Annotated in this window: 8 protein-coding genes and 2 pseudogenes; 8 read left to right on the forward strand and 2 right to left on the reverse strand. The window is 72.1% G+C overall.

The genetic code is table 11. From position 1 onward, the window contains the following. The first annotated feature begins 266 nt into the window (after positions 1 to 266). The 8 genes and pseudogenes from LUW75_RS05250 (at position 267) to LUW75_RS05285 (ending at position 10,718) form a co-directional block, all read left to right on the forward strand. Complete coding sequence (locus LUW75_RS05250; RefSeq protein WP_250334578.1) at positions 267 to 3,902, forward strand: sensor histidine kinase; 3,636 nt, start codon at positions 267 to 269, stop codon at positions 3,900 to 3,902. Between the two features lie 5 nt (positions 3,903 to 3,907). Next, entirely contained in the window at positions 3,908 to 4,321 is a 414-nt protein-coding gene (locus LUW75_RS05255) for a roadblock/LC7 domain-containing protein (protein ID WP_250337553.1), read from the forward strand. 132 nt (positions 4,322 to 4,453) lie between these two features. Next, complete coding sequence (locus LUW75_RS05260) at positions 4,454 to 4,864, forward strand: DUF742 domain-containing protein (RefSeq protein WP_250334579.1); 411 nt, start codon at positions 4,454 to 4,456, stop codon at positions 4,862 to 4,864. Beyond that, positions 4,845 to 5,426, forward strand: a complete 582-nt coding sequence (locus LUW75_RS05265; protein WP_250334580.1) for a GTP-binding protein — start codon at positions 4,845 to 4,847, stop codon at positions 5,424 to 5,426. Before LUW75_RS05260 ends, LUW75_RS05265 begins: the two co-directional genes overlap by 20 nt. A 390-nt stretch (positions 5,427 to 5,816) precedes the next feature. Next, positions 5,817 to 9,115 (forward strand): annotated as a pseudogene (locus LUW75_RS05270) (sensor histidine kinase). Between the two features lie 10 nt (positions 9,116 to 9,125). After that, positions 9,126 to 9,539, forward strand: a complete 414-nt coding sequence (locus tag LUW75_RS05275; RefSeq protein WP_240111643.1) for a roadblock/LC7 domain-containing protein — start codon at positions 9,126 to 9,128, stop codon at positions 9,537 to 9,539. A 95-nt stretch (positions 9,540 to 9,634) separates the two neighbouring features. Further along, on the forward strand, positions 9,635 to 10,156 hold the full coding sequence (locus LUW75_RS05280) for a DUF742 domain-containing protein (RefSeq protein WP_250334581.1): 522 nt from the start codon (positions 9,635 to 9,637) through the stop codon (positions 10,154 to 10,156). Beyond that, positions 10,137 to 10,718 carry a GTP-binding protein gene (locus tag LUW75_RS05285; RefSeq protein ID WP_069978110.1) on the forward strand — a complete coding sequence of 194 codons (582 nt, stop codon included), beginning with the start codon at positions 10,137 to 10,139 and terminating at the stop codon, positions 10,716 to 10,718. Before LUW75_RS05280 ends, LUW75_RS05285 begins: the two co-directional genes overlap by 20 nt. Before the next feature lie 105 nt (positions 10,719 to 10,823). On the opposite strand, the pseudogene LUW75_RS05290 reads toward LUW75_RS05285, so the two are convergent. Together LUW75_RS05290 and LUW75_RS05295 are read right to left on the reverse strand one after the other, a co-directional pair. Further along, a pseudogene (locus LUW75_RS05290) lies at positions 10,824 to 11,018 on the reverse strand (acyl-CoA carboxylase subunit epsilon); the annotation flags it as partial. A 25-nt stretch (positions 11,019 to 11,043) separates the two neighbouring features. Beyond that, positions 11,044 to 12,627 carry an acyl-CoA carboxylase subunit beta gene (locus LUW75_RS05295; protein ID WP_250334582.1) on the reverse strand — a complete coding sequence of 528 codons (1,584 nt, stop codon included), beginning with the start codon at positions 12,625 to 12,627 and terminating at the stop codon, positions 11,044 to 11,046. Positions 12,628 to 13,104 lie beyond the last annotated feature (477 nt).

Raw genomic sequence — 13,104 nt, forward strand, 5'->3', positions numbered from 1 at the left:
GCAATCATCGAAGCACATTCCGTCACCGGACGCGCGGGGCCGGCCACCGCCCTTGTTGGAGATCCGGCACTGTGCTGGAATTCCACGCACCGCCGTGATGGAGACCGGCAAGCTGGGGCGCAGAGGCAGCGCCGAGCGGCGGTGGGAAAGGGGGACTCCGCGCCGGTCACCGACGACCACCCAGGAGCGCACTCGCGCTCCCACGACGCCGACACCGTCCCGTCCGTTCACGCGGGGGGACGCCTGGTCCAGAGGTTGCGACGCTAGTGCAGGGACGTTTCAAGAGGGATGGCAGCGCTGCGGCGGAACAGGAGCCGCGCGGCGGGACCGACCGCGGCTCCTCGCCCCAGCACACCCATGACCCGGGACCGGCGGCCGCCGGCGGCCGCGCGACGGGTGCGGCGGCCGGGTCCGAGGCGGCGGGCGGCGGTAAGGGCGCGAAGCCCGGGCGGCGCGACAAGGCGGGCAGGTCCGCCAAGCCGGGCAGATCCGCCAAGGCGGGGAAGGAGCCGAAGGCCGCGGTACCGGGCGAGACCGGCTCGCGAATAGCCCTGCGCAACTGGCGCATCAGCACCCGGTTGGTCTCCCTCCTCGCCCTGCCCGTGGTCGCCGCGACCTCGCTGGGCGGACTCCGCATCCAGGAGTCGATGGAGAACATGGAGCAGCTGGACCACATGCAGCTGCTCACCAAGCTCACCCGCGAGGCCCACCACCTCGCGCAGGCGCTCCAGCAGGAGCGCGACCAGTCGGCGGGTCCGATCGCCAACGACACCCCCCTCACCGACTTCAAGATCAAGGACCCCCGGGACAAGACCGACGCGGCGCAGCGGGCGTTCCTCGACGCCACCCAGGAGATCGGCGACACCCAGGACGACGAGGCGCTGGCCAGCATCCGCGCCAACGTCACGCAGATCGCCAACCAGGTCATCGGGCTCGGCGTGATCCGCCAGGAGGCATACAAGGACCAGATGACCTCCGCGACGGTGGGCAAGTACAACCGGCTCATCGAGTCGCTGCTCACCCTGTCCCAGGACATGGCGCAGGCGACCAACAACCCCGAGATGATCAAGCGCACCCGTGCGCTGGCGGCGTTCTCCTCCGCCAAGGAGTACGCGTCCATACAGCGGGCGATCATCGCCGCAGCACTGCCCAAGTCCACCTCGGAGAAGGCGGTGATGAACGAGAACGACCGCCAGTACGCCGAGGACGCCCGCGTCAACGAGAACTCCGCCCTCAAGTCGTTCGGCTCCATCTACGAGTCGGCCGGCGGCGACGCCACCGACCTGCTCGGCCCGCTGACCTCCGGCAACCCCGCGATCCAGGCCGCCAACCAGTACGCGGACCGCGTACTGGGCGAGCGGAACGGCCTCAGCCGCACCCCGGTCCGCACCTACCTCGACTGGACCGAGGAGGCCGAGACCAAGCTGCGCGCCATGGAGACCATCGAGGCCACGCTGCTGGGCGAGATGGAGAGCAAGGCCCGCGAGCTGCGCCAGGAGGCGCAGCGCGACGCGATCATCAACGGCGCCCTGATCATCCTGGTCCTCGGCGTCTCCCTGATCGGCGCCTTCGTGGTGGCCCGATCCATGATCACCTCGCTGCGGCGGCTCCAGGACACCGCGACCAAGGTCGCCCAGGAACGGCTGCCCCAACTGGTCAAGCAGCTCTCCGAGGCCGACCCGCAGGACGTCGACACGTCCGTCGAGTCCGTCGGCGTGCACTCGCGCGACGAGATCGGCAAGGTGGCCGCGGCCTTCGACGACGTGCACCGCGAGGCGGTCCGCCTCGCCGCCGAGCAGGCCCTGCTGCGGGGCAACGTCAACGCGATGTTCACCAACCTCTCCCGCCGCTCCCAGGGCCTGATCCAGCGCCAGCTGTCCCTCATCTCCGAGCTGGAGTCCCGCGAGGCCGACCCGGACCAGCTGTCCTCCCTGTTCAAGCTCGACCACCTCGCCACGCGCATGCGCCGCAACGGCGAGAACCTCCTCGTCCTCGCCGGCGAGGAGCCGGGCCGCCGCTGGACGCGGCCCGTGCCCCTCGTCGACGTGCTCCGCGCCGCCGCGTCCGAGGTGGAGCAGTACGAGCGCATCGAGCTCGCCTCCGTACCGGCCACCGAGGTCGCCGGCCGCGTCGTCAACGACCTCGTGCACCTCCTCGCCGAGCTGCTGGAGAACGCCACGTCCTTCTCCTCGCCGCAGACCAAGGTGCGCGTCACCGGCCACGCGCTCCCCGACGGGCGCGTGCTGGTCGAGATCCACGACACCGGCATCGGCCTCTCCCCCGAGGACCTCGCCGCGATCAACGAGCGGCTCGCGTCGCCGCCCACCGTGGACGTCTCCGTCTCCCGCCGCATGGGCCTGTTCGTGGTCGGCCGCCTGTCGCTGCGGCACGGCATCCGGATCCAGCTGCGCCCGTCCGACTCGGGTGGTACGACCGCACTGGTCATGCTGCCCGTGGACGTCACGCAAGGCGGCAAGAGGCCCGGCGGCCCCGGTGGCCCGGGAGGGCTGCCGCAGGGCGGCCCCGGCCGGACGGCCGTCGGCCAGGGCGGGGCACCGGGCGGCGGACGGTCCGGCCCGGGCGGTTCCGGCCAGGGTGCCGCGCCGCAGAACCGGCTGGCCGCCGGCCTCTCCGGCGGGCGCGGCCAGACGGGTCCGGGCGGCGGCGCCCGCCCCGCGCTGCCGGGCCGCGAGGAGCCCGGGGACCGTCCGGGCGGCACGCAGGACGGCGGGCTGTTCGGCGGACCTCAGGGCGGGCAGCCCGGCCGGAGCGGCCTGCAGCAGGACGACCCCGGCCGGAGCGCCAGGTTCCCCGACGCGTACGAGGACCAGGGCGGTCAGGGGCAGCAGGCCGGCCCCGTGCAGGACGGCATCCCCACCCGCTCCGACGTGTGGCAGAGCGGACGGGCCCCGCAGAGCGGACAGGAGCAGCAGCTCCCGCCCCCCGGCGGTCCGCGCGCCGAACTCCCCGGCGGCCCGCAGCTCCCGGCACCCCCGCGGTCCGGCGGCTGGGGCGGCGACCGCAACGCTCCCCGCTCCCCGCTCGACACGCCGCGCGGCCACGAGGAGCACGAGGCCACCGGTCGGCACGCGTCGCCGCGGACGGACCACCCGGATCCCGGCTCCACGGCCGGGTTCCCCCGGCCCGCCTTCGACGTCCCGCACCCGGACACGGGCGGGCCGCAGGGCGGCCAGGCTCCGCAGGACCCGTCGGCCACCGCGCCGGTCCCGCGCCCGGACTTCGGCGCCCCACGCCGGCCGGCCGGCAGCCTGCCGCCCGCCACCGGTCCCGACGACGGTCGCACCCCGCTGTACGACACGCTGGAGACCGACTGGTTCCGCAACCAGCAGGGGGGCGGGAACGCCCCGCAGGAGCCGGCGCGGAGCCAGGGGCCGGACCCGCGGCAGGACCGCCCCGCCGACGGGCCCCACCCGGCGTACGACCGGACGGCGCCCACCCCGGTCGTACCGCCGCAGCAGTTCGCGCCGCCCCTGCGACCCGCGCACGGCCGCCCGGCCCCGGCGATGCCCCAGCAGCGCGCCGACCAGGACCAGTACCGGGGCCCGGACGGCCAGGGCCAGGACTCCGGCACCGCTCCGGCGGGCTGGCGCACGACGCCCAACGACGAACTGGTCCGCCAGGCGGAGCGCGTGCGCAAGCCCGCGGCCGGCGGCGTCACCACCTCCGGCCTGCCCCGACGGGTTCCGCGCGCCAACCTGGTGCCGGGCACGGCGCAGGAACAGCCACTCCAGTCCGGTCCGCAGGTCTCCCGGGCACCCGACGACGTACGGGGCCGCCTGACCAACCTGCGGCGTGGTATCCAGCAGGGACGTCAGGCCGGGTCCGGTAACACCGGTAGTTTCCAGGTCGGCCCCACTCACCAGCAGGAGCGTGAGTTTTGAGCGCGATGAGCCAGGCGGCGCAGAATCTGAACTGGTTGATCACCAGCTTCGTGGACAACACCCCCGGGGTGTCGCACACGGTGGTGGTCTCCGCCGACGGACTCCTGCTGGCGATGTCCGAGGGGTTCCCGCGTGACCGTGCCGACCAGCTGGCCGCCGTCGCGTCCGGTCTGACGTCGCTGACCGCGGGGGCGTCCCGGATCTTCGAGGGCGGTCCGGTCAACCAGACCGTGGTGGAGATGGAGCGCGGCTTCCTCTTCATCATGTCCATCTCGGACGGCTCCTCCCTGGCCGTCCTGGCCCACCCGGACGCCGACATCGGTCTCGTCGGCTGCGAGATGGCGCTTCTCGTGGACCGCGCGGGCAGCGTCCTGACCCCGGACCTCCGCGCGGAGCTCCAGGGAAGCCTGCTCCACTAACCCGGCCGGGCGGGTGCGCCCCTCCGTACCCGCCCCGGCCCTGTGTCATCTACCCGCCGGCCGCCTCATCCGGCCCCCCACCGGCCCAGTCAGACGGCACGCAGACCACCTGCTGTCACGACCGGAGGACTCATGACCCCGCCCCCCGCCTCTCACGATCCGTACGGTGCGTCGTTCGACGACGCCTCGTACGGGCACGAAGGCGATCAGCCGCTGGTCCGCCCCTACGCGATGACCGGCGGCCGGACCCGGCCCCGGTACCAGCTCGCCATCGAGGCGCTGGTCTCCACCACGGCCGACCCGGCACACCTCGCCGGGCTGCTCCCCGAGCACCAGCGGATCTGCCACCTCTGCCGTGAGGTGAAGTCGGTGGCCGAGGTGTCGGCGCTGCTGTCGATGCCGCTCGGCGTGGCCCGGATCCTCGTCGCCGACCTGGCGGAGGCGGGCATGGTGGCGATCCACCAGCCAGGAAACGGAGAGGCCGGCGGCACGCCGGACGTGACACTGCTCGAAAGGGTGCTCAGTGGACTTCGCAAGCTCTAGCGGCGGTGCGGCCCGCTCAACCACCAGCGCGAAGATCGTGGTGGCGGGCGGCTTCGGCGTGGGCAAGACCACGTTCGTCGGCGCCGTCTCGGAGATCAACCCGCTGCGTACCGAGGCCGTCATGACCTCCGCCTCCGCAGGCATCGACGACCTCACCCACACCGGCGACAAGACCACCACCACCGTCGCCATGGACTTCGGCCGGATCACCCTCGACCAGGACCTGATCCTCTACCTCTTCGGCACCCCCGGACAAGACCGCTTCTGGTTCATGTGGGACGACCTCGTACGCGGCGCCATCGGCGCCGTCGTCCTCGTCGACACCCGACGCCTCGCCGACTGCTTCCCCGCCGTCGACTACTTCGAAAACAGCGGCCTGCCCTTCGTCATCGCCCTCAACGGCTTCGACGGACACCAGCCCTACACCCCCGACGAAGTACGCGAAGCACTCCAGATCGGCCCCGACACCCCCATCATCACCACCGACGCCCGCCACCGCGCCGACGCCAAAAGCGCCCTCATCACCCTCGTCGAACACGCCCTCATGGCACGACTGAAGTAGGCGCCCGGAAGCGCGCGGGAGGGGCCTACCCGGCAGACCGGTCGCCAAGTAGGCGCACGCACCGGATAGTTGCCCTGAGCGCTCGACGGGCGGGCTGTGTCGTCTGACACGGCCCGCCCGCGCGTTCATAACGTTTCGACAGAGAATTGCGAACTCTCCGACACGACACGCAGCCGTATGGTGCCACTGCGCTCACACGGACTCCGCCTTTTGACGCACCATGCACCTTATATCCGTTTCTCTCGTTGTGCAGACCGCCGACGATCACTCGATCGGGCTGTTTGGAACGCGGCCGCTTTACGTGCTGCAATGCACGAACTCCTGAGTATTACGGCTCTGAAGCAGAAGAACGGCACATCGAGGTGCCGACGCCGAGAGGTTGTTGGTCGAGTGAGGCGAAGCACGAAAAACGCCGCGGAGCAGCAGGCACGGGGGAACTTCACCCCGCCGCCGCGCACGGCGGTGCCGCCCGCGGACGCGCCCGCGACACCCCCGGCCGGCCGCGCCCCCGCCGGTGGCAGCCCCAGCCGGTTCTCCCCCGCAACTGGCACGTGGCGACGCGCCTGAACGCCATCCTCCTGGTGCCCGTGCTGGTCGGCCTGGTGATGGGCGGCTTCCAGGTGAGCGCCTCCATCGACACCTGGAGGAAGGCGCGGAACGCGGAGAGGACCGCGATCATCGTGCGGGCCGCCTCCGAGTACGGCCAGGCGCTGCTCAACGAACGCGACCTCACCGCGGAGCCGCTGCTCACCGCCAAGAGCGAGGACGACCGGAAGGCGAACGCCGTCGTCGACGCGTACGCCACCACGGACGCCGCGAAGCAGGAGTTCGACGAGGCCGTCCGCACCCTGCCCCCCGGCCAGGGCCTGGAGCGCCGCCTCGAACTGTTCCGCAAGGAGGAGCCCCAGCTCCAGGCCCTGCGGAAGGCCGCGTACACCAAGCTCCTGGACCCGGTGAAGACCGAAGAGGGCTACACCAAGGTCCAGCACGTGCTCATGGAGTTCTCCAACGAGCTCGGTCTGGGCGCGGACAACGTCACGAGCTTCGGCCGCACCGTCTACGCCGTCCAGCTCGCCAAGGCCGCCGAGTCGCTGCAGCGCTCGATCGGCATGCACCTGCTGCTCCGGCCCAGCGGGGACGACGAGGTCTTCAAGACCCAGTCCAAGGCCTTCAACTCCTACAAGTACCTGGAGAACATCGCCGTCGCCGAGTTCGTCTCCAGCGGTACGCAGGAGGACGTCGACCGGCTCAGCGAGATCATGACCCGCAAGGCGCAGGACGGCGCGAGGGAGTTCACCGCCGCGGGCGTGCAGCCGCCGGTCGCCGAGACGGCCACGGGCGAGAAGTCGGTCTTCGAGGGCATGGCCAACGAGATCGGCAAGGCCGAGGACGCCGGCGACATCAGGGCGCTGATCAAGCGCAGGCAGGGCGGGGTCACCCCCGAGACCTGGATGGCCGTGTCCACCGGCAAGTTCGAGGGGTACGCCGAGGTCGAGGAGGAGCTGCTCGCGAAGACGATCGGCGAGGCCACCCGGATCGCCGACGAGGCCCGGACGGACGCGTTCGTCAACGGCGGCGTCGTCGTGGTCTCGCTGCTCGCCGCCTTCGTCCTGGCCGGCCTCATGGCGCACCAGATGAGCCGTTCCATGCGCAGCCTGCGCCACGCCGCGCTGGGCGTCGCCGAGCAGCGCCTGCCGATGCTGGTCGACCAGCTGTCGCGGACCGACCCGGGCAAGGTGGACACCCGTGTCGAGCCGATCCCGATCGACACGCACGACGAGATCGGCGAGGTGGCGCGCGCCTTCGACCACGTCCACCGCGAGGCGGTCCGCCTCGCCGCCGAGCAGGCCCTGCTGCGGGGCAACGTCAACGCGATCTTCACCAACCTCTCGCGGCGCAACCAGTCGCTGATCGAGGGCCAGCTGACGCTGATCACGGACCTGGAGAACAACGAGGCCGACCCGGACCAGCTGGAGAACCTCTTCAAGCTGGACCACCTGGCCACGCGCATGCGCCGCAACGGCGAGAACCTGCTCGTCCTCGCCGGCGAGGAGCCGGGCCGCCGCTGGGACCAGCCGGTCCCGCTGGTCGACGTCATGCGCGCCGCCGTCTCCGAGGTGGAGCAGTACGAACGCGTCGAGCTGTCGGGCATCCCCGAGGCGGAGATCCACGGCCAGGCCGTGACCGACCTCGTGCACCTGCTCGCCGAGCTGCTGGAGAACGCCACCACCTTCTCGTCGCCGCAGACCAAGGTGCGCGTCACCGCGACGCGGCTGCCCGACGGCCGGGTGATGGTCGAGATCCACGACAAGGGCATCGGCCTCACCGCCGAGGACTTCGCGGACATCAACCACAAGCTGGCCAACCCGCCGACGGTGGACGTCGCGGTCTCCCAGCGCATGGGCCTCTTCGTGGTCGGCCGCCTCGCCGACCGGCACGGCATCCGCGTCCAGCTGCGCCCCTCGGGCGAGCAGGCCGGCACGACGTCGCTGGTCATGCTGCCGGACGCGATCACCCGCGGTGGCGGCGGCGAGCCGCCGGAGGAGGACTTCACGGTCTCCCAGATCATCCCGGAGCAGCAGGCGTACGAGGCGGTCCCGATGCGGACCGCCGCGGAGCTCGGCTTCGACGACTCCCGCTACGAGCCGCAGCAGGACGGCGCCGCGCTGGACCCGGTGAGCCGCTCCCTGATGCGCAAGGACCGCCGTGCCGCGCTCGGCGCGCAGCTCCAGGCCGCGACGCCGGCCGACGGCCGGGAGCAGGAGCGGTACGAGGACGGCTACGAGACCCCGTACGGGCGGCAGGACGCCCTGCAGGCCCACCCGCCCGGCGGGTACGCCCAGCAGCAGTCCGGTCACGACGGCCTCCGGGCCCGGCAGGAAGGCCACCCGGGCGACGGCCGGGGCCACGGCGACGGGTACCGGGACGAGACCCTCGACGCCGGGGGCGAGTACCGCGGCGGGTACTCCGGCGACGGCTACGCCCACGACGGCGGACATGCCGCCGGCGAGTACTCCGGGACCGTGTATCCGGAGGGCGGCTTCACCGACCGGAGCGCCGGACAGCCGTCGTACGGAGGCCACGTCGAGGCCTGGCCCGACCAGGCCGGGTGGCAGGCCCAGGAGGCGTACCGGGGCGGCTACGGCGGCGGTCACGCGGGCGATTCGGAATCTGCCCGGGACGCTCCCGCGAACGGTCCGGACCGCGTAGGCTTCGACCGGCCGGGTTCTGTGCCGACCGCCGGGCACGAGCTGACCGGTGCGGGGCTGCCGCGCCGCGGCAGCCTGCGGCCGGACGGGGGCCGGGAGCACCAGCAGGACACTCCGGGCCAGCCGTCCCAGCCGGTCCGGCAGGCTCCCCAGAGCGACGCGGACGACTCCGGCGCCTGGCGTTCGGCGAACGACGAACGCTGGCAGCGGGCCGGGAAGCTCAAGGAGCCGAAGGCCGGCGGGGTCACGGCCTCCGGGCTGCCCCGGCGGGTCCCCAGGGCGAACCTGATCGAGGGGACCGCGGAGCAGACCCCGCGGGGCGGCCCGCAGGTCTCCCGCGCCCCCGAGGACGTCCGCGGCAGGTTGAGCAACCTGCGGCGCGGTGTCCAGCGGGGGCGCAGCGCCGGGGCGGAGATGAACGGATCGGCCACTTACGATCGACACAGTGGTCCGGGTAGTACCTACAACCAGGAGCGTTAGTGTGAGCCCGATGAGCCAGGCGGCGCAGAATCTGAACTGGTTGATCACCAATTTCGTGGACAACACCCCCGGGGTGTCGCACACGGTGGTGGTCTCCGCCGACGGACTCCTGCTGGCGATGTCCGAGGGGTTCCCGCGTGACCGTGCCGACCAGCTGGCCGCCGTCGCGTCCGGTCTGACGTCGCTGACCGCGGGGGCGTCCCGGATCTTCGAGGGCGGTCCGGTCAACCAGACCGTGGTGGAGATGGAGCGCGGCTTCCTCTTCATCATGTCCATCTCGGACGGCTCCTCCCTGGCCGTCCTGGCCCACCCGGACGCCGACATCGGTCTCGTCGGCTACGAGATGGCGCTTCTCGTGGACCGCGCGGGCAGCGTCCTGACCCCGGACCTCCGCGCGGAGCTCCAGGGAAGCCTGCTCAACTAGCAGGGGAACGTGCGTTCAACTCCACCGCACTCTAAGGTGCGGTGGCGCGGCTCCACAGGAACACGGGCCGATGAACGGCAGCATGAGGAGGAAAAGTGGCTACACCCCCGGGCGGACACCACCCGTACGACGATGGTGCGCACCAGGTGCAGGGCGGCAACGCCTGGAACCACTACGACTTCCCCTCTGTGCCGGGCGGACGGGGATACCGGCAGCCGCAGGCACCGCGCAGCCGGCCGGTGCGGCAGCACCGCCCGGAGCCGGCCGCGAGCGCCCACAACCCGCTGGTCCGCCCCTACGCGATGACCGGCGGCCGGACCCGGCCCCGGTACCAGCTCGCCATCGAGGCGCTGGTCTCCACCACGGCCGACCCGTCGCGGTTGTACGGGCAGTTGCCCGAGCACCAGCGGATCTGCCGGCTGTGCTTCGAGATCAAGTCGGTGGCCGAGATCTCGGCGCTCCTCTCCATCCCCCTCGGCGTGGCCCGGATCCTCGTCGCCGACCTGGCCGAGGCCGGACTCGTCGCCATCCATCAGCCCGGCGGTGACGAGGCCGCCGGAGGCCAGCCAGACGTGACACTGCTCGAAAGGGTGCTCAGTGGACTTCGCAAGCTCTAGCGGCGGTGCGGCCCGCTCAACCACCAGCGCGAAGATCGTGGTGGCGGGCGGCTTCGGCGTGGGCAAGACCACGTTCGTCGGCGCCGTCTCGGAGATCAACCCGCTGCGTACCGAGGCCGTCATGACCTCCGCCTCCGCAGGCATCGACGACCTCACCCACACCGGCGACAAGACCACCACCACCGTCGCCATGGACTTCGGCCGGATCACCCTCGACCAGGACCTGATCCTCTACCTCTTCGGCACCCCCGGACAAGACCGCTTCTGGTTCATGTGGGACGACCTCGTACGCGGCGCCATCGGCGCCGTCGTCCTCGTCGACACCCGACGCCTCGCCGACTGCTTCCCCGCCGTCGACTACTTCGAAAACAGCGGCCTGCCCTTCGTCATCGCCCTCAACGGCTTCGACGGACACCAGCCCTACACCCCCGACGAAGTACGCGAAGCACTCCAGATCGGCCCCGACACCCCCATCATCACCACCGACGCCCGCCACCGCGCCGACGCCAAAAGCGCCCTCATCACCCTCGTCGAACACGCCCTCATGGCACGACTGCGGTGAGTGCGCCGCTCCGCCGCGCGGCGGAGCGGCCCCCGAGAACGCGGGAGGACCCCGCACCCGTGCTCTTGGGTGCGGGGTCCTCCCGCGCGTACGGGCGGCGGGGCGTCAGCCCTGCCAGGAGTGCGGCGCCCGGAAGCCGGACTGGCGTTCCAGACGGCGCCAGCCGGCCGCGGAGCGGGCGCGGTGCGCCGGGGCCGCGGAGCGGGCGCCCGCGCGGGCCAGGATGACGGCGGTGAGGGCGGCGAGCTCCTCGGGGGCGGCATGGCCCCTCTCGACCCTGAGGAGGGAGGCGTCTGCCGGGGGGTGTGGTCACGGGTTCTCCTCGTTACTGCGGGGGGTTGCCGTGCTTGCGGGACGGCAGGTCGGCGTGCTTGGTGCGGAGCATGGCGAGGGACCTGACGAGGACCTCGCGGGTTTCGGCGGGGTCGATGACGTCGTCGACCAGACCGCGTTCGGCGGCGTAGTAAGGGTGCATCAGCTCGGCCTTGTACTCCTTGACCATGCGGGCGCGCATGGCCTCGGGGTCGGGGGCGTCGGCGATCTGGCGGCGGAAGATGACGTTGGCCGCGCCCTCGGCGCCCATGACGGCGATCTCGTTGGTCGGCCAGGCGTAGGTCAGGTCGGCGCCGATGGACTGGGAGTCCATGACGATGTACGCGCCTCCGTAGGCCTTGCGCAGGATCAGCGAGATGCGCGGGACGGTGGCGTTGCAGTAGGCGTAGAGCAGCTTGGCGCCGTGGCGGATGATGCCGCCGTGCTCCTGGTCGACGCCGGGCAGGAAGCCGGGCACGTCCAGGAAGGTGACGATGGGGATGTTGAACGCGTCGCACATCTGGACGAAGCGGGCGGCCTTCTCGGAGGCCTCGATGTCCAGGACGCCGGCCAGGACCTGGGGCTGGTTGGCGACGATGCCCACGACCTGGCCGTCGAGGCGGGCCAGGGCGCAGACGATGTTGCGGGCCCAGCGCTCGTGGACCTCCAGGTAGTCGCCGTCGTCGACGATCTCCTCGATGACCTTGTGCATGTCGTAGGGGCGGTTGCCGTCGGCGGGCACCAGGTCCAGCAGCGCCTCGCCGCGCCGGTCGGCGGGGTCCTCGGCGGGGTGGGCGGGCGGGTTCTCGCGGTTGTTGGAGGGGAGCATCGACAGCAGGTAGCGGACCTCGGCGATGCAGGTCTCCTCGTCGTCGTAGGCGAAGTGCGCCACCCCGGAGGTCTCCGCGTGCACGTCGGCGCCGCCGAGCCCGTTCTGGGTGATCTCCTCGCCGGTGACGGCCTTGACGACGTCGGGGCCGGTGATGAACATCTGCGAGGTGTCGCGGACCATGAACACGAAGTCCGTCAGCGCCGGTGAGTAGGCCGCGCCGCCGGCGCAGGGGCCGAGCATCACCGAGATCTGCGGGATGACCCCGGAGGCGCGCGTGTTGCGCTGGAAGATCCCGCCGTAGCCGGCGAGCGCGGAGACGCCCTCCTGGATACGGGCGCCGGCGCCGTCGTTCAGCGAGACCAGCGGGGCGCCGGCCGCGATGGCCATGTCCATGATCTTGTGGATCTTCGTGGCGTGGGCCTCGCCCAGCGCCCCGCCGAAGATCCGGAAGTCGTGCGCGTAGACGAAGACCGTACGGCCCTCGACCGTGCCCCAACCGGTGACGACACCGTCGGTGTAGGGCTTCCTGCCCTCCAGGCCGAACCCGGTCGCCCGGTGCCGGCGCAGCTGCTCGACCTCCCGGAACGACCCCTCGTCCAGCAGCAGCTCGATGCGCTCGCGCGCGGTCAGCTTGCCCTTGGCGTGCTGCGCCTCGGTCGCCCTCTCACTCGGTCCGGCCACCGCCCGCTCACGCAGGACACGCAGCTCGGCCACGCGCCCACGGGTGTCGGCGGGCTCTCCCCGGGTTTCGTCCACAACGGTCATGCACCGACCCTACGGAGCCGACCGAGGAAATCCCGCCGTTGACTCCGTACAGTCTCCGGACCGATCTGCTGTGCGCCCTGGACAGAACGGCGTCGGAGGGCAGGCGAAGTACCAGCTTTCGGCCCCATTCCGTTGTGGGGTTCCCATAATCGCCCCGAGGTGGCGCAGGCCGGGGCGGGCGGTGCCGGGGCGAACCCGGGGGCGGGCACTCGGTCGACCGGGCCGCGGGCGAGGGGCCGGTGGGCCGGATGGTATCGGGTGTTCCCCGCGGGTCGTCCCCTGGGGGCGGCTCGCCGGTACGGCGGGCGGCGGTACGGGCCGTGCCGACGCTCCGGGGCGGCCGCCGGGGGCCGAGGCGGTCAAGCGCGTCGGGGCGCGGCGGGCGGCGGGCGGGGACGGTCCGGTGGGGAGCGGGCGGGGACGGCCCGGCGAGGGGGGGATTTGTCGAGGGCCTCCAGCCGGCGCGGATCGGCGGCA

This window comes from Streptomyces sp. MRC013 (assembly GCF_023614235.1).
Classification (GTDB): Bacteria; Actinomycetota; Actinomycetes; order Streptomycetales; family Streptomycetaceae; genus Streptomyces.

Bases quoted from the DNA above. Each gene is read 5' to 3' on its own strand.
- LUW75_RS05255 (WP_250337553.1), top strand. From the start codon at position 3,908: ATGAGCCAGGCGGCGCAGAATCTGAACTGGTTGATCACCAGCTTCGTG.
- LUW75_RS05260 (WP_250334579.1), top strand. From the start codon at position 4,454: ATGACCCCGCCCCCCGCCTCTCACGATCCGTACGGTGCGTCGTTCGAC.
- LUW75_RS05275 (WP_240111643.1), top strand. From the start codon at position 9,126: ATGAGCCAGGCGGCGCAGAATCTGAACTGGTTGATCACCAATTTCGTG.
- LUW75_RS05295 (WP_250334582.1), bottom strand. From the start codon at position 12,627: ATGACCGTTGTGGACGAAACCCGGGGAGAGCCCGCCGACACCCGTGGG.